Here is a 17,548-nt window from a genome sequence, read left to right on the forward strand (position 1 = left end):
CGGCAGGTGCAAGGTCTCGCAGCACAGCGCCTGCGACACCTTCGTTGCATAAAAGTGCGGCCGTGCGTATAGTCATGCCATCCAAGAGGAGGGTTCCATGGCGGTACGCGCAGCAGTGGCAGGAGCGAGTGGGTACGCGGGCGGTGAATTGCTGCGTCTGCTGCTCGTCCACCCCGAGGTGGAGATCGGCGCCCTCACCGGCAACTCGAACGCGGGCCAGCGGCTGGGTGCGCTCCAGCCGCACCTGATGCCGCTCGCCGACCGTGTCCTGGAGCCGACCACCGCCGAGGTGCTCGCCGGTCACGATGTCGTCTTCCTCGCCCTGCCCCACGGCCAGTCCGCTGCCGTCGCCGAGCAGCTCGGCCCGGACGTCCTCGTCGTCGACATGGGCGCCGACTTCCGGCTGACGGACGCGGCCGACTGGGAGAAGTTCTACGGCAGCGAGCACGCAGGCACCTGGCCCTACGGCCTGCCCGAGTTGCCCGGCGCCCGCGCGGCCCTGGAGGGGTCCAAGCGCATCGCGGTCCCCGGCTGCTACCCCACCGCCGTCTCGCTCGCACTCTTCCCCGCGTACGCCGCCGGACTCGCCGAGGCCGAAGCGGTGATCGTCGCCGCGTCCGGGACCTCGGGCGCGGGCAAGGCCGCCAAGCCGCATCTGCTCGGCTCCGAGGTCATGGGCTCCATGTCGCCGTACGGCGTCGGCGGAGTCCACCGGCACACCCCCGAGATGATCCAGAACCTCTCCGCCGCCGCGGGCACCCCCGTCACCGTCTCCTTCACGCCCACCCTGGCCCCGATGCCCCGCGGCATCCTCGCCACGTGCAGCGCGAAGGCGAAGGAGGGCGTCACCGCCGAGAGCGTGCGGACCGCGTACGAGAAGGCCTTCGCCGACGAGCCCTTCGTCCGGCTGCTCCCCGAGGGGCAGTGGCCCGCGACCGCCGCCGTGTACGGCTCGAACGCCGTACAGATCCAGGTCGCCTACGACGAGGCAGCGGGACGCGTCATCGTGATCAGCGCCATCGACAACCTCACCAAGGGCACCGCGGGCGGCGCCCTGCAGAGCATGAACATCGCCCTCGGCCTCGACGAGGCCACCGGGCTCTCTACGATCGGAGTCGCGCCGTGAGTGTGACGGCAGCTAAGGGATTCACGGCGGCGGGCATCGCCGCCGGGATCAAGGAGAACGGCAACCCGGACCTGGCCCTCGTGGTCAACACCGGGCCCCGTCTGGCCGCCGCGGGCGTCTTCACCTCCAACCGCGTCAAGGCCGCCCCCGTCCTCTGGTCGGAGCAGGTCGTCAAGGGCGGACTCGTGTCGGCCGTCGTCCTCAACTCCGGCGGCGCCAACGCCTGTACGGGCCCGCAGGGCTTCCAGGACACGCACGCCACCGCCGAGAAGGTCGCCGAGACCCTCGAACTGAACGCGGGCGAGGTCGCCGTCGCGTCGACCGGGCTCATCGGCGTCACGCTCCCCATGGACAAGCTCCTGCCGGGCGTCGAGACCGCCGCCGGTGAACTCTCCGCGCACGGCGGCGAGAAGGCCGCCATCGCCATCAAGACCACCGACAGCGTGCACAAGACGGCCGTGGCCGAGGGCGAGGGCTGGGCGGTCGGCGGCATGGCGAAGGGCGCGGGCATGCTCGCCCCCGGGCTCGCCACGATGCTCGTCGTCCTGACCACGGACGCCGACCTGGAGGCCGACGTCCTGGACAAGGCCCTGCGGGACGCCACGAAGGTCACCTTCGACCGGGTCGACTCCGACGGCTGCATGTCGACGAACGACACGGTGCTGCTGCTGGCCTCCGGGGCTTCTCAAGTCACCCCGGCCTACGCCGAGTTCGCCGAGGCCGTCCGTGCCGTCTGCGACGACCTCGCCCGTCAGCTCATCGGCGACGCCGAGGGCGCGAGCAAGGACATCCGGATCGAGGTCATCAACGCGGCGAGTGAGGACGACGCCGTCGAGGTGGGCCGCTCCATCGCCCGCAACAACCTCCTCAAGTGCGCCATCCACGGCGAGGACCCCAACTGGGGCCGCGTGCTCTCCGCCATCGGCACGACGAAGGCCGCCTTCGAGCCCGACCAGCTGAACGTCGCCATCAACGGCGTATGGGTCTGCAAGAACGGCAGCGTGGGCGAGGACCGCGGGCTGGTCGACATGCGCTACCGCGAGGTCAAGATCACCGCCGACCTGGCGGCAGGCACCGCCGAGCCGGTCGTGATCTGGGCCAACGACCTCACCGCCGACTACGTCCACGAGAACAGCGCGTACTCCTCATGAGCGGCGACACGAGCGGCAATCCGACCGCGCGGAAGCACACCGCGCTCCCCAAGGCGCAGATCCTCATCGAGGCGCTGCCCTGGCTGACCCGGCACCGCGGCAAGACCGTCGTCATCAAGTTCGGCGGCAACGCCATGGTCGACGAGGAGCTGAAGGCCGCCTTCGCGCAGGATGTCGTCTTCCTGCACCACGCGGGCCTCAGGCCCGTCGTCGTGCACGGCGGCGGCCCGCAGATCAGCAAGGCCCTCGACCGGCACGGCATCGTCAGCGAGTTCAAGGCGGGCCTGCGCGTCACCACCGAGGACGCCATGGACGTCGTACGCATGGTGCTCGCCGGACAGGTGCAGCGTGAGCTCGTCGGGCTGCTCAACCAGCACGGCCCGCTCGCCGTCGGCCTCACCGGCGAGGACGCGCACACCATCACCGCCACCAAGCATCAGCCCCGTATCGAGGGCGAGTTGGTCGACATCGGCCGCGTCGGCGAGATCACCGAGATCGACACCGGCGCCATCGAGGCGCTGCTCGCGGACGGCCGTATCCCGGTCGTCTCCTCGATCGCCCGCTCCCAGGACGACGGACATGTCTACAACGTCAATGCTGATACGGCGGCTGCGGCACTTGCGGCTGCGCTGGACGCCGAAACCCTGATGGTCCTCACGGACGTCGAGGGACTCTACGAGGATTGGCCCCACAGCGACGAGGTGATCAGCCGCCTCACGGCCATGGAGCTGGAGAAGCTCCTGCCCGAGCTGGCCAGCGGCATGGTCCCGAAGATGGAGGGCTGCCTGCACGCCGTGCGCAACGGCGTCGAGACGGCCCGCGTGATCGACGGCCGGGTCCAGCACTCGATCCTGCTCGAGATCTTCACCGACGAGGGCATCGGCACGATGGTCGTGCCCGACAAGCCCGGCGTATCCGACGACGCGACAGAGGGGGAAGCGGCATGACCGGCAACGAGGAGCTGACCAAGCGCTGGCAGGACGCGCTGATGGACAACTACGGCACCCCCAGGCTGCCCCTCGTCCGCGGCGCGGGAACCAAGCTCTGGGACGCCGACGGCAAGGAGTACGTCGACTTCGTCGGCGGCATCGCGGTCAACGCGCTCGGCCACGCCCACCCGGCGGTCGTCGAGGCGGTCAGCACCCAGATCGCGTCCCTCGGGCACGTCTCGAACCTCTTCGTCGCCGAGCCGCCGGTCGCCCTGGCCGAGCGGCTGCTCCAGCTCTTCGGGCGCGAGGGCCGGGTGTACTTCTGCAACTCCGGTGCCGAGGCCAACGAAGGCGCCTTCAAGATCGGCCGCCTGACCGGGCGTCCGCACATGGTCGCCACGGACGGCGGCTTCCACGGCCGGACCATGGGGGCGCTCGCGCTCACCGGCCAGCCCGGCAAGCAGGAGCCGTTCCTGCCGCTGCCCGGCGACGTCACCCATGTCCCGTACGGCGATGCCGAGGCCCTGCGGGCAGCGGTGACCGAAGAGACGGCCCTCGTCGTCATCGAGCCCATCCAGGGCGAGAACGGCGTGGTCGTGCCGCCCGCGGGCTACCTCAAGGCCGCCCGCGACATCACCAAGGCCACCGGAACCCTCCTCGTCCTCGACGAGGTGCAGACCGGAATCGGCCGTACCGGCCACTGGTTCGAGTACCTCGCGCACGAGGGCGTGCAACCCGACATCGTCACGCTCGCGAAGGGTCTCGGCGGCGGCCTGCCGCTCGGCGCGACGGTCGCGTTCGGCGCGGCGGCCGAGCTCCTCAAGCCCGGTCACCACGGGACGACGTTCGGCGGGAACCCCGTGGCGTGCGCCGCGGGACTCGCAGTACTTGACACGATCGAGGCCGACGGACTCCTGGAGAACGTGAAGCGGGCGAGCGAGAAGCTGCGCGACGGAATCGAGTCACTCGGACACCCGCTCGTGGGCCATGTCCGGGGCGCGGGCCTGCTGCTGGGTATCGTGCTCACCGAGCCGCTCGCGCCCCAGGTGCAGCAGGCGGCTCAGGACGCCGGCTTCCTGGTGAACGCGCCCGCCCCTGATGTCGTACGGCTGATGCCGCCGCTGAACGTGCGCGACGACGAGGTGGACGCGCTCATCGGAGCTCTGCCAGGCGTGCTTGACCAGGCCACCGCGGCCGACGGGGACGGACGATCCGGAGAATGAGACGACGATGAGCCAGGCGCAAGGCAACGAGCACGCGGAACACCCGGATCACGCCGGGCCCGCCGTGCCGCAGACCCGCACCGCACGCCACCGCCGGATCGTGGACATCCTCAACCGGCAGCCGGTGCGCTCCCAGAGCCAGCTGGCGAAGCTGCTCGCCGACGACGGCCTCACGGTCACTCAGGCGACGCTCTCGCGGGACCTGGACGAGCTGAACGCCGTGAAGATCCGCAACGCCGAGGGCGACCTCATCTACGCGGTGCCGAGCGAGGGCGGCTTCCGCACGCCGCGCGCGCCGCTGGGGGAGTCCGCCAAGGAGGAGCGGATGCGCCGCCTCTCCTCGGAGCTCTTGATCTCCGCGGAGGCCTCGGCCAACCTGGTGGTGCTGCGCACGCCGCCGGGCGCGGCCCAGTTCCTCGCCTCGGCGATCGACCAGGCGGAACTGCACGACATCCTGGGAACGATCGCGGGCGACGACACCCTGATGCTGATCAGCCGGGAGGCCACGGGGGGCCAGGCGCTGGCGGATCACCTGCTGCGGCTGGCGTCCAACGAGCACTGACGGGCCCCTGGCCTCGGCCACCGCCTGTCACCGGCTTCGCCGAGTTCGTCCTCAATCGCCGGACGGGCTGAGACTGTTCAGCCCGTCCGCCGTGCCCGATGTGACATCCAGGCAGCGACCAGCGCCCCCGAGACGTTGTGCCACACGGAGAACACGGCGGCGGGCAGTGCGGCGAGCGGGCTGAAGTGGGCGGTGGCGAGCGATGCCGCGAGCCCCGAGTTCTGCATGCCGACCTCGAAGGCCATGGCCCGCGACGCGGGCGGACCGAGGCGGGCCAGCTTGCCCGCGCCGTAGCCGAGCGCGAGGCCGAGGCCGTTGTGCAGGACGACGGCGACGAACACGAGCAGGGCGGCGGACTTGATGGCTGCCGCGCTGCCCGCCACCACCACGGCCACGATGACGGCGATCGTCAGCGCGGACAGCCACGGCAGGGCGCTGAGCACCCGCCCGATGTAGCGGCCGAACAGCAGGCGCACGACGAGACCGGCGAGGACCGGAAGCAGCACGGTCTTGAGGATGTCGGTGACCATCGATCCCGCGTCCACGGGCAGGTACTCGCCCGCCAGGAGCAGCGTCAGCGGCGGCGTGATGAGCGGCGCGAGCACGGTCGAGACGGTGGCCACCGAGACGGACAGGGCCACATCGCCGCGCGCCAGGTAGGTCACCACGTTGGACGCGGTCCCGCTCGGCGCGCAGCCCACGAGGATCACGCCGGCCGCCAGTTGCGGCGAGAGCCCGAGCGCGTGGGCGATCAGCCAGCCGAGCCCCGGCATGATCACGTAGTGCGCGACCAGGCCGAGCGCGACGGCCCAGGGCCGCTTGACGACACCCTGGAAGTCGAGCGGGGTCATGGTGAGCCCCATGCAGAACATCACGAGCCCCAGGAGGTACGGGACGTTCGTGCCCCAGCCCTTGAAGGTGTCCGGCGTCAGCAGGCCGAGCGCGCCCGCGGCGAGCACAAGGACGGGGAAGACCGTGACGGCGAGGCGGGCCGCCCTGTCGCCGCTCTCCGTTGAACTGGGGATCGTCTGTTCGGTTTGCACCCGGCGATGCAACGCCGCCGCGCGGCACGGACGCAAACCCGTCTCGATATGTGGTCGCTACACGGAGCTGGCGCGGACGGGCAGTCTGGTGCAGCCGCTCAGTACCGCGTGATGTCGGTCGCCCCCGACGCCGTCCCGATCGCCATGTGCGGCCGCCGGTCCGGCTCGGCCCAGTTCAGGATGCGGGCCATGGCCTCGCCCGGCACGGACACGCAACCCGCCGTCGCCCCGCGGCCGTTGACGTGCAGGAAGATCCCGGCGCCGCGGCCGCGCACCGGGCGGTCGTAGTTGAAGCCGATCACGAGGGCGTGCGTGTACTGGGGGTCGTACGTGATGAGGTGCTCGGACTCGGCGGCGCGGCAGTCGGCGGGGCGGGGCTGGGTCCAGCGGTTGTAGGAGCGGGAGTCGTTGTCCTGGCACCACCAGGAGTCCTTCGTGATCCGGCGGTACGGATAGGCCGTGCCCGACGGCTCCGCCCTGAGCCCGAAGGCGTACGGGAGGCCGAAGAGCCCGGTGGGGGTCGTGTTCGTCCCCTGCTTGCGGGAGCCGCCCTCCGCCAGGCCGTTCGCGCCGAAGCGTGCCGCCGCCGACCCGGTCTTCGTCCACTGCCCGCCGCGCCGGTCCCACCAGGTGACGGTGCCGGTGGTGGAGCCGGTGCGGGCGGCCTCGGCGGTGATGAGCTGGCTGCCGCCGCCCGTGTCGGCCATGCGGTCCGGCAGCGGCGGGATCACGCCCGGCGCGGCCCCGAGGGTTCCGGTGACGGCGAGCACGAGGGCGGCTGCGGAGGCGAGGACGGCGGCACGGGGGCGCATGGCTCAGACCGTAGTCGGGGGCAAGGGCAGCGGAAGGCCCGGCAGGCCGTCGATGCTCTGTGCGATGTACTCCTTCTTGCTGAAGTAGGCGTTCAGCGACGCGTCGTCCTCGCGGGCGAAGCGCTTGGCGTGCAGGTCGCGGTCCTCGTCGTACGACATGAAGGGCACGGCGTATCCGCAGGTGTCACGGATGAGTTCGGCCGTCACGACGATGATGGCGCGCAGGCCGTGCGGCGTCGGGTCTATGTCGGGGAAGTGCCCGAGCAGCTCAGCCCAGCGCGGGTCGTCGCGGAAGACGGGTTCGCCGCGCCCGTGCACCCGGACGATGTTCGGCGGTCCCTGGAAGGCGGTCCACATCAGGGTGATGCGGCCGTTCTCCCGCAGATGCGCGACCGTCTCCGCGTTGCTGCCCGCGAAGTCCAGGTAGGCGATGGTGAGATCGTCGATGACGGCGAGGGAGCCGGTGAGGCCTTTGGGGGAGAGGTTGATCGTGCCGTCGTCCGCCAGTGGCGCGGTGGCGGTGAAGAAGACGGGCTGAGCCTCGATGAAGGAGCGGAGTCTGCCGTCGATGCGTGCGTGAGTCTTTCCCATGACCAGGGATTATTCGCCGAGATACTTCGCCTGTCTAATGACTTCATGCGCCACCCCGCCTCCAGGGCTGGATTGACGAAACATACGGAGTTCTGCATACTCATGCATGACGGCGATTGCAGGCTAAGGAGTACGTGAAGTGAGCAGCAACAACGGCGGTGACGTCCGGCTCTGGGGCGGCCGGTTCGCGGACGGCCCGGCCGAGGCCCTGGCCAAGCTGTCGGCGTCGGTCCACTTCGACTGGCGCCTCGCGCCGTACGACATCGCCGGGTCCCGCGCCCACGCGCGCGTGCTCCACAAGGCGGGGCTGCTCACCGAGGACGAGCTGACCCGCATGCTGGGCGGCCTCGACCGGCTCGAGGCCGACGTGGCCGACGGCTCCTTCGTGGGCACCATCGCCGACGAGGACGTCCACACCGCCCTGGAGCGCGGCCTCCTGGAGCGGCTCGGCCCGGACCTCGGCGGCAAGCTGCGCGCGGGCCGTTCGCGCAACGACCAGGTGGCGACGCTCTTCCGCATGTACCTGCGGGATCACGCCCGAATCATCGGCGGCCTGATCGCCGACCTCCAGGGCGCGCTCGTCGGCCTCGCCGAGGCGCACCCCGACGTCGCCATGCCCGGCCGTACGCACCTCCAGCACGCCCAGCCCGTGCTCTTCGCGCACCACGTCCTCGCGCACGTCCAGTCCCTCTCCCGGGACGCGGAACGCCTGCGGCAGTGGGACGAGCGGACGGCCGTGTCGCCGTACGGCTCGGGCGCGCTCGCGGGATCCTCGCTCGGCCTCGACCCGGAGGCCGTCGCCGCGGACCTCGGCTTCGAGCACGGCTCGGCCGCCAACTCCATCGACGGGACGGCGTCCCGTGACTTCGCGGCGGAGTTCGCCTTCATCACCGCGATGATCGGCGTGAACCTCTCCCGGATCGCCGAGGAGATCATCCTCTGGAACACGAAGGAGTTCTCCTTCGTCACGCTCCACGACGCCTTCTCGACCGGCTCGTCGATCATGCCGCAGAAGAAGAATCCGGACATCGCCGAGCTGGCGCGCGGCAAGTCCGGGCGGCTCATCGGCAACCTGACGGGCCTGATGGCCACGCTCAAGGCGCTTCCGCTCGCGTACAACCGCGACCTCCAGGAGGACAAGGAGCCGGTCTTCGACTCCTGCGACCAGCTCGAGGTCCTGCTCCCCGCCTTCACCGGCATGATGGCGACGCTCACCGTGCACCGCGAGCGCATGGAGGAGCTGGCCCCGGCCGGCTTCTCGCTCGCCACGGACATCGCCGAGTGGCTGGTCAAGCAGGGTGTGCCGTTCCGTGTCGCGCACGAGGTCGCGGGCGAGTGCGTCAAGGAGTGCGAGGCGCACGGCATCGAGCTCGACCAGCTCACGGACGAGCAGTTCGCCAAGATCTCCGAGCACCTGACCCCCGAGGTCCGCACCGTCCTGAACGTCCCCGGCGCCCTGGCGTCCCGCGACGGCCGTGGCGGCACCGCCCCCTCGGCCGTGGCCGCCCAGCTCGCCGAGGTCAAGGCCGGTCTGACGGCCCAGCAGGAGTGGGCCGCGGCGCGTAAGTGACGCCGGGAACGCAGTAGGGGTGGCGCGTGCCGCGTTGACGTGGGCATCGCGGGTTACGTTGGTCGTTCTTCGCAAGAAGCCGAAGGAGCCGACCGAACGGAGCCCGCGATGCCTTTCTCGCGTCTGGCCACAGCAACCACCCCCACCGCCCACATCGGCTTCGGCCTGGCCGCCGTCGGCAGGCCCGGCTACATCACGCTCGGCCGCGACGCCGACCTGCCGCCCTCCCGCAGCGTCGAGGCCTTGCGCGAACGCAGCCTCGAACTCCTGGACGCCGCCTACGCGTTGGGCGTGCGGTACATCGACGTGGCGCGCTCCTACGGCCGCTCCGAGGAGTTCCTCGCCGACTGGCTGAACGCCAGGCCCGACATCCACGACGTCGTGATCGGCAGCAAGTGGGGGTACACGTACACGGCCGCGTGGAACGCCGACGCCGCGGGCCCGCACGAGGTCAAGGACCACAGCCTCGCCGCGTACGTCCGTCAGCGCGAGGAGAGCGCCCAGCTGCTCGGTGAACGCCTCGACCTCTATCAGATCCACTCCGTGACTCCGGAGAGCCCCGCCCTCACGGACAAGGAACTGCAGGCCAGGCTGGCCGAGTTGGCGTCCACGGGTGTGACGGTCGGACTCTCCGTCAGCGGTCCTCGGCAGGCGTCCGCGATCCGCGCCGCACTCGAAGTGACCGTAGACGGCGAACCGCTCTTCCGCACGGTCCAGGCGACGTACAACGCCCTGGAGACATCGGCGGGCCCCGCGCTCGCCGAGGCCCATGACGCGGGGCTCACCGTGCTCGTCAAGGAGGCCATGGCGAACGGCCGCCTCGCCGGTCCGCAGGCTCCCGCCGCCCTGCGCGAGATCGCCGAGGCCACCGGGCTCGGCTGTGACGCCGTCGCCCTGGCCCTGGTGCTCCGGCAGCCGTGGGCGGGCGTGGTCCTCTCCGGCGCCGCCACCTCAGTCCAGCTCGTCTCCAACCTGCACGCGGCGGCCGTGGACCTCGATGCCGGGCAGCTGGAGCGGCTCGCGGGGCTGGTGGAGGAGCCCGCCGCGTACTGGGAGCGGCGCGGGCAGCTGCCCTGGCACTGAGAAAACCCCGGAGGCCGCCCCTCCGCTGAGAGGCGCACGTATCTCGTGAGACAAAAATGTCTCACGTGGCTTATGGTTGTCTCATGTCAGTCGATCGCGATCAGGTGCTGCGCAGCGCCGCGGCGCTCCTCACCCGCAAGGGCTCGGCCACGATGGACGAAGTGGCGCGCGCGGCGGGGATTAGCCGTGCCACCCTGCACCGCCACTTCGCCGGGCGCGACGCCCTCGTGCGCGCCCTGGAGGAGCTCGGCATCCAGGAGTGCGAGGCCGCCCTTGAGGCGGCCAGGCTCGGCGAGGACAGCGCCCAGGAGGCGCTGCGCCGCCTGGTGAAAGAGATCCAGCCGGCCGCAGGGCTGCTCGCGTTCCTCGTCACCGAGAACCAGCTGTTCGAGGACGACGCCCAGCACGAGGGCTGGTCCCGGCTCGACGACAGCATCGGCGCGCTCTTCCGGCGCGGCCAGGAGAGCGGAGAGTTCCGCATCGACCTGAGCCCCGTCTGGCTCACGGAGGCGCTGTACGGCCTCATCGGCGCGGGCGCCTGGGCCGTACTGGACGGCCGCGTGGCCGCCAAGGACTTCACACACATGATCGCCGAGCTGCTGATCGGCGGCGCACAACGGAGAGTGGAACCATGACCAGCATCGAACAGCGGACCGCGTCGGCGGAGGTCGAGCGCAGCCCCGGCCGCTGGCTCGCGCTCGCCGTGCTGGTCCTGGCCGTGCTGCTCGTCGCCGTGGACGCGACGGTGCTCGGCCTCGCCACGCCGTACATCAGCGAGGACCTCAAGCCGACCGGCACGCAGCTGCTGTGGATCGGCGACATCTACTCGTTCGTCATCGCGGGTCTGCTGGTCTCGATGGGCAGCCTCGGTGACCGCATCGGCCGCAAGAAGCTCCTGCTGATCGGCGCCGTCGCCTTCGGCGCGGTCTCGGTCCTGAACGCCTACGCGACCACGCCCGAGATGCTCATGCTGGCCCGCGCGCTGCTCGGCGTGGCGGGTGCGACGCTGATGCCGTCCACGCTCGCGCTGATCCGCAACATCTTCCACGACCCCCGCGAGCGCAGCCTCGCGGTCGGCATCTGGGGCGCGATGGCGTCGGCCGGTGCGGCCGTCGGTCCAGTCGTCGGCGGTTTCCTGCTCGAACACTTCTGGTGGGGCTCGGTCTTCCTGATCAACCTGCCGGTGATGGCGGTCCTGGTCGTCGTCGGCATCAAGCTGCTGCCCGAGTCGAAGAACCCGGCGCCGGGCCCGTGGGACCTGATCAGCGTCTTGCTCTCGCTCATCGGCATGATCGCCGTCGTGTACGCCATCAAGGAGGCGGCGGCGCACGGCATCCGCTGGGACATCGGGGCGTCGGCCGTGCTCGGCGTGGCGGCGCTCACCTGGTTCGTGCGACGCCAGCTCACCCTGCCGGCGCCTCTCCTGGACATGCGTCTCTTCCGCAACCGCGGGTTCTCCGGGGCGGTCCTCGCCGATCTCCTCACCGTGCTCGGGCTCTCGGGCCTGGTCTTCTTCCTCTCCCAGTTCCTGCAACTGGTCCAGGGGCGGCGGCCGTTCGAGGCGGGCCTGGCCGAACTGCCGGCCGCGGTGGGCGCGGTGGCGGCCGGTCTGATCGCGGGCATGGTCGCGCGGCGGTTCTCCGTGCGCGCGGTGGTGGCCGGCGGACTCGCGGCGGTGGGCATCGCGTTGGCGGCGCTCACCACGCTGGAACAGAGCACCGGCTATCCGCTGCTCGGCGCCTCGCTCCTGGTCGTCGGCATCGGCGCGGGCTTCTCGTTCACGGTGACCGCCGACGTCATCCTCTCCAGCGTGCCCAAGGAGCAGGCCGGTTCCGCGTCCGCGGTCTCGGAGACGGCGTACGAACTGGGCGCCGCCCTGGGCATCGCCCTGCTCGGCTCCATCGTCACCGGCGTCTACCGCGACTTCACCGCCCCGGCGGGCACCCCGCCCGAGGTGGCCTCGGCCGCGCACGAGTCACTGGGCGGCGCGGTGGAATCCTCCGCGAGCCTCCCCGCCCACGAGGCCCAGGCCATGCTGACCTCGGCCCAGGACGCCTTCGTCGACGGCCTGCGCCTGGCGGCGGGCGTGGGCGCGGGAGTACTCATCGCCACGGCGGTGGCGGCATGGTTCCTCCTGAAGGGCTCAAAGCTGGAGGACGGCGTCGAGCACTAGTCGTTGACTGCTGACACGAAGGAGGGCCGTACCCCGTGGGGTACGGCCCTCCTTCGTGCGTCACGTACCGTCAGGCGGCTTTCGCCTTTGTGGCGTACATGTCCACGTACTCCTGGCCGGAGAGCTGCATGACCTCCGTCATCACGGAGTCCGTCACGGCGCGCAGCACATAGCGGTCGCGGTCCATGCCCTCGTAGCGCGAGAACTCCATCGGCTCACCGAAGCGCACCGTCACGCGGCCCGGACGCGGCAGGCCCTTGCCGCCGGGCTGGAGCTTGTCCGTGCCGATCATCGCGAAGGGGACGACGGGCGCCCCGGTCATGAGGGTGAGCCGGGCGATGCCCGTACGGCCGCGGTAGAGGCGGCCGTCAGGGGAGCGGGTGCCTTCGGGGTAGATGCCGAAGAGCTTGCCCTCCTCCAGGACGCGTCGCCCGGTCATCAGCGCGGCGACACCGCCGTGGCCGCCGTCGCGGTCCACGGGGATCATTCCGGAGCCGGTGAAGAACCAGGCCATCAGGCGGCCCTTGAGCCCCTTGCCCGTGACGTACTCGTCCTTGCCGATGAAGTACACGGGGCGCGGGCAGACGAGGGGCATGATCATCGAGTCGATGAACGTGAGGTGATTTCCGGCCATGATGACCGGGCCAGTGCCCGGAATGTTCTCGGCGCCTTCCACCCGAGGGCGGAACATCAGACGCAAGATCGGTCCGAGCACAGCCTTGATGAGCGCGAGACGGGACAACGGGCCCTCCGGTGTCAACGGGTCGACGACGAGTATGTGCAGGTGAGGACGATACTCGCGGGTCCACGCTCACCGCACATCGGGTTCACGCACTGGATACGCAGAGTTGACATGCAGGTGCGTGGTGTAGCCCTCGAACCGCTCTCCCTGTGATGACGTTATCCCCGTGTGCCCCATGTGGCGCGTCCTAGTGGTCCTTGTCACGCACCGAGGTCACGCGCTGCCACGGAGTTCCGGGCGTACGCGCCGCACCGATGCCCACCGAAAGGACCCCACCCCGCACACCAGTCGCCATCCGGCGTCACCCTTACGTTCGGTCCAGGGTCTCCCGTCCGTCACGTGCGGCCACCTACGATCGTGCCGCTTTGTCAGGTGCAAGGCAGTACATCGGGAGGAGCGCTCAATGGCCACACAGAAGTCGGGTCGGTCGGGGTCGGGGGAGCGGAGCCCGGGGCGACGCGCGGTACTGGGAGCGGCGGTCCTCGGGGCGGGCACGGCCGTCGTGGGGCTGCCCGGCGTGGCGAGAGCCGACGCCAGGCACGGGCACAGAGACCTGCCGGTGCCCACGGTCGTCGCGCACCGCGGCGCCAGCGGCTACCGCCCCGAGCACACGCTCGGCGCGTACCAGCTCGCCCTCGACATGGGTGCGCACGTCATCGAGCAGGACATCGTGCCCACCAAGGACGGCCATCTCGTATGCCGTCACGAGAACGACATCACCGCGACGACCGACGTCGCCGCGCACCCCGAGTTCGCGTCCCGCAAGACCACCAAGTCCGTGGACGGCACCTCGCTCACCGGCTGGTTCACCGAGGACTTCACGCTCGCCGAGCTGAAGACGCTGCGCGCCAAGGAGCGCATCCCCGGCACCCGCCAGCGCAACACCCTCTATGACGGCCGCTGGGACGTGCCGACTCTGGAGGAAGTCTTCCGGTGGGCCGACAAGCAGGGCCGTGAGCGCGGCAAGCGGGTCTGGCTGCACATCGAGACCAAGCACCCCACGTACTTCCGCAAGCTGGGCCTGGGCCTCGAGGAGCCGCTCGCCAAGCTGCTCCGCAAGTACGGCCGGCACAAGAAGAGCTCGCCCAACTTCCTGCAGTCCTTCGAGCCCAGCAGCATCCAGCGCCTGAACAAGCTGGTCGACCCGCCGCTCGTGGTGCTCCTGTCCGGCGCGAGCTCCCGTCCCTGGGACTTCGTCGAGGCGGGCGACCCGCGCACCGTCGCCGACCTCATCAAGCCCGAGGGCCTGAAGTGGATGGCGTCGTTCGCGCAGGGCATCGGCCCCACGCTCGACCTCATCATCCCCAGGAAGCCGGACGGCAGCCTCGGCACCCCGACCACCCTGGTCAAGGACGCGCACAAGGCGGGCCTGATCCTGCACCCGTACACGATGCGCAACGAGAACACCTTCCTGCCCGCGAACTTCAGGAAGGGCACCGACCCGAACGCCTACGGCGACGCCTTCGGGGCCTTCAAGGCGTACTTCGAGACGGGCATCGACGGGATCTTCTCCGACAACTGCGACACCGCGCTGCTCGCCCGCGAGGACTTCGTCAACGGCTGACCGCCCGGCCCCGGTTGGGGTGACAGACGCCCGCCCCGGCAACCTCCTGCCGGGGCGGCCGCGTCACGCCCTGCATGACTCACTCGCTCATCCCCACGCTGCGCCCGCTCCTCGCCGCGGAGGCCTCCGCCGCGGCGCATGGCTCCGGCGCCGACCCCGGTGACCTGGAGCAGGCCGTCTGGCTGCGCCTGCTCGAACGCATGGACGCCGCCGACCCACCCGCCGACCCGGCCACCTGGCTGCGCGCCGCCGTCGCCTCCGAGGCGCGCCGCAGCCGGCGTACGCAGGAGCGCGAGGTGGCGTACGCGGCCGAACCCACCGACGACTCCGAGTGCGGACCCGAGCAGCGCGCCCTGCGGGCCGACCGCGACCGCACCCTGCACGCGGCGGTGCGCAAGCTGCCCGGACGGTGCCCCGGTCTCATGGCGGCGCTGCTGTCCCCCAAGGACCTCACCTACCGGGAGATCGCAGGTGAGTTGGGAATGTCACAGGGCAGCCTGGGGCCTGAACGTTCCCGTTGCCTGGGATGCCTGCGCAGAATGCTCGCGGCGGAGGTTGCAGCTCCTGACCCGCGGGGAATGGAGCGATAGACAACCGGCGGAGCAGGTGAGCGGGAGGCATGCACACATGGGCATGAGCGTGACCATCTCGGAGGCGGGCGGACAGGACGCCGAGAAGATCCTCAAACTGCAGTACCTGTGCTACCAGAGCGAGGCCGAGCTGTACGGCGATTATTCGATCGAGCCGCTCACGCAGTCCCTCGACTCCATCAAGGCCGAACTGACCACCGGGAACGTGCTGGTGGCCCGCCTCGGGGACGAGGTGGTCGCGTCGGTGCGCGGCACGGTCGACACCGACGGAACGGCGCGGATCGAGAAGCTCGTCGTCCACCCCAGGATGCAGCGCCACGGCCTGGGCGGCCGGCTCCTGAACGCGATAGAGGGACGCCTGGGCGCGGGCGGCACCGCCAAGTGCTTCCAGCTCTCCAGCGGCCACCGCAGCGAACAGAACCTCCAGCTCTACCGCAAGCACGGGTACGTGGCGGTGGGCGCCCAACAGGTGAACGAACGGCTGACGCTGGTCACGCTCTCCAAGGAGGACGGCGCGAGCGCCTACGCGGCCAGCGTCTGAGCGCACGCCGGGCGACTGCGGGCCGGCCGTGGCTGGTCGCGCAGTTCCCCGCGCCCCTACGGGGCGCTCTTCCTCCGCGCCTTGTTCAGCCAGAAGATCGCGGTGACCGGCAGGATCACCGGGATGAACAGATAGCCCATCCCGAAGTCCGACCACACCGTGGCGTCGGGGAAGGCGGACGGCTCGACGAGCGTCCACGTCCCCACCGCCAGGACGCCCACCAGCTCGGCGGCGCAGCACACCAGCGCCGCCCTGCGGGCCTTCTCGCCGCCGCGCACGAGCGAGTACGTGATGAAGCCGTAGACGAGACCCGCGAGCGCGGACAGCGTGTACGCGAGCGGGGCCTTGTGGAAGTCCGCCGAGATCTGCACGGCCGAGCGCGACACGGCGCCGACCACCATCACCCCGTACAGCCACACCAGGAGAATGCCCGGCCCGGTGATCAGCCTCTGCTGTTGCCGCTCGGGTTCGGTCACCGTCACCTCAGCCTCCCCAGATGTCGTAGAGCCGTACCTGGAGCACGGCGAGGACCACGCCACCCGCGGCGACCGTGATGGAGCCCCAGCGGGTGCGCTCGGCCAGGGACATGAAGCCCGCCGCCGGGACGCAGGCGAAGGAACCGATCAGATACGCGATGAAGATCGTCATGCCCTGCTCGGGCTTCTCGCCCCGGGCCAGCTGGACGATGCCCACGATCAGCTGGACCGTGGCCAGGAAGGTCACCACGCCCATGCCGATGAAGTGCCAGTCCTTGGTCGGCTGGTCCCGGTAGGCGGCGAAGCCGCACCACGCGGCGAGCGCGAGCGCGGCCACGGCGGTCGCGATCGTCAGGGCAACAAGCATGCCGTGACTTTATTACGGGCCCTATGACCCGATGCGCGCACCCCTAAGGCCCCATGCGCCTGCCCCGGGGATGACCCGTACGCTCGGACACCATGAAGATCCACGCTGAAGCGCTCCTGTTCGACAACGACGGCACCCTCATCTCCTCGATGGAGTCGGTGTACCGCTGCTGGACGCGCCTGGCGCAGGAGTACGGGATCACCGCCGAGGAGTTCGCCGAGGTCGAGCTGCACGGGCGTCCCGCCGCCGAGATCATCGCCGACATGCTGCCCGCCGAGCGCGTGGCCGAGGCCGTCGCCCGCATCGAGGAGCTCGAGGTCTCGGACGTCGCGGGCGGCGTCGTGCTGCTGCCCGGCACCCGTGAGCTGCTCGCATCCCTGCCCCCCGAGCGCTGGGCCGTCGTCACCTCCGCCGGGCGGCGCCTCGCCGATGCCCGGCTCGCGGAGGTCGGCATCGACGCCAGGACCGTGATCGCCGCCGACGACATCACGCGCGGCAAGCCCGACCCGGAGCCCTTCCTGCTCGCGGCAGCGAAACTGGGCGTCGACCCGGCGCGCTGCGTGGTCTTCGAGGATGCGCCCGCGGGTCTCACGGCGGGACGCGCGGCCGGCATGACCACCGTGGCGTTGGCCACAACGCACACCGCCGGCGAGCTCACCGCCGACGTCGTCGTAAAGGACCTCTCGGCCGTGTCCGCACAGGCCGGCGAGGGCGGCGTGCAGATCACCGTCGCGGACTGAGCAGCCACCCCGGGCGGCCGCACCTGTCCACCGGCTGTCCGTATACCGGACAGCCGTGGCGGTGCGTGACCGCACGCGTGTTTTACTGGTCCACATGACCACGACGAGCAGCCGCACCCCTGCGACCGAGGCGATCACGACGCCCGGTGCTCGTTGTATGTGTCGAATGTGCGCCTTCTGAGGGCCCCCGCACCACCCCTGAGCATCGCGCCCCGAAGCGAAGCCGCTGTGCCGCGCCCCTGTGCGACGTACGCCTTACCGGCGG

Annotated in this window: 19 protein-coding genes; 13 read left to right on the plus strand and 6 right to left on the minus strand. The window is 70.7% G+C overall.

Translation table 11 applies throughout. The features are described from left to right. Positions 1-97: 97 nt before the first annotated feature. From argC to AB0I66_RS29285, 5 genes are read left to right on the plus strand one after another with little or no spacing between them, the layout of a single operon-like run. Positions 98-1,126 carry an N-acetyl-gamma-glutamyl-phosphate reductase gene (argC, locus tag AB0I66_RS29265; protein ID WP_363210937.1) on the plus strand — a complete coding sequence of 343 codons (1,029 nt, stop codon included), beginning with the start codon at positions 98-100 and terminating at the stop codon, positions 1,124-1,126. After that, positions 1,123-2,277, plus strand: a complete 1,155-nt coding sequence (gene argJ / locus AB0I66_RS29270) for a bifunctional glutamate N-acetyltransferase/amino-acid acetyltransferase ArgJ (protein WP_363210938.1) — start codon at positions 1,123-1,125, stop codon at positions 2,275-2,277. Before argC ends, argJ begins: the two co-directional genes overlap by 4 nt. Further along, the gene (gene argB / locus AB0I66_RS29275; RefSeq protein WP_363210939.1) at positions 2,274-3,224 is read left to right on the plus strand and encodes an acetylglutamate kinase; all 951 of its coding nucleotides are present in this window, start codon (positions 2,274-2,276) and stop codon (positions 3,222-3,224) included. Before argJ ends, argB begins: the two co-directional genes overlap by 4 nt. Continuing rightward, a complete protein-coding gene (locus tag AB0I66_RS29280) occupies positions 3,221-4,429 on the plus strand; it encodes an acetylornithine transaminase (protein WP_363210940.1) in 1,209 nt (402 codons plus the stop codon). Before argB ends, AB0I66_RS29280 begins: the two co-directional genes overlap by 4 nt. A 7-nt stretch (positions 4,430-4,436) precedes the next feature. Beyond that, positions 4,437-4,991 (plus strand): arginine repressor, encoded by a 555-nt coding sequence (locus AB0I66_RS29285; RefSeq protein WP_363210941.1) that lies wholly within the window; start codon positions 4,437-4,439, stop codon positions 4,989-4,991. 77 nt (positions 4,992-5,068) lie between these two features. Here AB0I66_RS29285 and AB0I66_RS29290 read toward each other — a convergent pair whose 3' ends face one another. From AB0I66_RS29290 to AB0I66_RS29300, 3 genes are all read right to left on the minus strand, one after another. Continuing rightward, positions 5,069-6,034: a bile acid:sodium symporter family protein gene (locus tag AB0I66_RS29290; RefSeq protein WP_363210942.1), complete on the minus strand. Its 966-nt coding sequence runs from the start codon at positions 6,032-6,034 to the stop codon at positions 5,069-5,071. Positions 6,035-6,132: 98 nt separating this feature from the next. Next, entirely contained in the window at positions 6,133-6,846 is a 714-nt protein-coding gene (locus AB0I66_RS29295; protein ID WP_363210943.1) for a L,D-transpeptidase family protein, read from the minus strand. A 3-nt stretch (positions 6,847-6,849) separates the two neighbouring features. Then, positions 6,850-7,437 carry a pyridoxamine 5'-phosphate oxidase family protein gene (locus AB0I66_RS29300; protein ID WP_363210944.1) on the minus strand — a complete coding sequence of 196 codons (588 nt, stop codon included), beginning with the start codon at positions 7,435-7,437 and terminating at the stop codon, positions 6,850-6,852. A gap of 139 nt (positions 7,438-7,576) precedes the next feature. On the opposite strand from AB0I66_RS29300, the gene argH reads away from it, so the two are divergent. The 4 genes from argH to AB0I66_RS29320 all read left to right on the plus strand — a co-directional run bounded on the left by argH (position 7,577) and on the right by AB0I66_RS29320 (position 12,263). Then, positions 7,577-9,007, plus strand: coding sequence for an argininosuccinate lyase (gene argH / locus AB0I66_RS29305; protein ID WP_363210945.1), 1,431 nt, complete (start codon positions 7,577-7,579; stop codon positions 9,005-9,007). A 108-nt stretch (positions 9,008-9,115) separates the two neighbouring features. Then, positions 9,116-10,090: an aldo/keto reductase gene (locus AB0I66_RS29310; protein WP_363210946.1), complete on the plus strand. Its 975-nt coding sequence runs from the start codon at positions 9,116-9,118 to the stop codon at positions 10,088-10,090. A gap of 83 nt (positions 10,091-10,173) precedes the next feature. Further along, the gene (locus tag AB0I66_RS29315) at positions 10,174-10,725 is read left to right on the plus strand and encodes a TetR/AcrR family transcriptional regulator (RefSeq protein ID WP_363210947.1); all 552 of its coding nucleotides are present in this window, start codon (positions 10,174-10,176) and stop codon (positions 10,723-10,725) included. Continuing rightward, positions 10,722-12,263, plus strand: coding sequence for an MFS transporter (locus AB0I66_RS29320; protein WP_363210948.1), 1,542 nt, complete (start codon positions 10,722-10,724; stop codon positions 12,261-12,263). Before AB0I66_RS29315 ends, AB0I66_RS29320 begins: the two co-directional genes overlap by 4 nt. A 70-nt stretch (positions 12,264-12,333) precedes the next feature. Here the strand turns inward: AB0I66_RS29320 and AB0I66_RS29325 are convergent, their stop codons facing one another. Then, on the minus strand, positions 12,334-12,954 hold the full coding sequence (locus AB0I66_RS29325; RefSeq protein WP_361056899.1) for a lysophospholipid acyltransferase family protein: 621 nt from the start codon (positions 12,952-12,954) through the stop codon (positions 12,334-12,336). Between the two features lie 454 nt (positions 12,955-13,408). On the opposite strand from AB0I66_RS29325, the gene AB0I66_RS29330 reads away from it, so the two are divergent. The 3 genes from AB0I66_RS29330 to AB0I66_RS29340 all read left to right on the plus strand — a co-directional run bounded on the left by AB0I66_RS29330 (position 13,409) and on the right by AB0I66_RS29340 (position 15,700). Next, positions 13,409-14,569, plus strand: a complete 1,161-nt coding sequence (locus AB0I66_RS29330) for a glycerophosphodiester phosphodiesterase (protein WP_363210949.1) — start codon at positions 13,409-13,411, stop codon at positions 14,567-14,569. Between the two features lie 74 nt (positions 14,570-14,643). Then, positions 14,644-15,159, plus strand: a complete 516-nt coding sequence (locus AB0I66_RS29335; RefSeq protein WP_363210950.1) for a sigma-70 family RNA polymerase sigma factor — start codon at positions 14,644-14,646, stop codon at positions 15,157-15,159. Positions 15,160-15,196: 37 nt separating this feature from the next. Then, positions 15,197-15,700 (plus strand): GNAT family N-acetyltransferase, encoded by a 504-nt coding sequence (locus tag AB0I66_RS29340; protein WP_363210951.1) that lies wholly within the window; start codon positions 15,197-15,199, stop codon positions 15,698-15,700. Positions 15,701-15,756: 56 nt separating this feature from the next. Here the strand turns inward: AB0I66_RS29340 and AB0I66_RS29345 are convergent, their stop codons facing one another. Next, on the minus strand, positions 15,757-16,182 hold the full coding sequence (locus AB0I66_RS29345) for a hypothetical protein (RefSeq protein WP_363210952.1): 426 nt from the start codon (positions 16,180-16,182) through the stop codon (positions 15,757-15,759). 1 nt (position 16,183) lies between these two features. Continuing rightward, positions 16,184-16,543, minus strand: coding sequence for a hypothetical protein (locus tag AB0I66_RS29350; protein ID WP_363210953.1), 360 nt, complete (start codon positions 16,541-16,543; stop codon positions 16,184-16,186). 92 nt (positions 16,544-16,635) lie between these two features. Between AB0I66_RS29350 and AB0I66_RS29355 the strand changes: the two genes are divergently transcribed. Further along, complete coding sequence (locus tag AB0I66_RS29355; RefSeq protein ID WP_363210954.1) at positions 16,636-17,283, plus strand: HAD family hydrolase; 648 nt, start codon at positions 16,636-16,638, stop codon at positions 17,281-17,283. Positions 17,284-17,548 lie beyond the last annotated feature (265 nt).

Source organism: Streptomyces sp. NPDC050439, from assembly GCF_040655335.1.
In the GTDB taxonomy this organism is placed as follows: domain Bacteria; phylum Actinomycetota; class Actinomycetes; order Streptomycetales; family Streptomycetaceae; genus Streptomyces.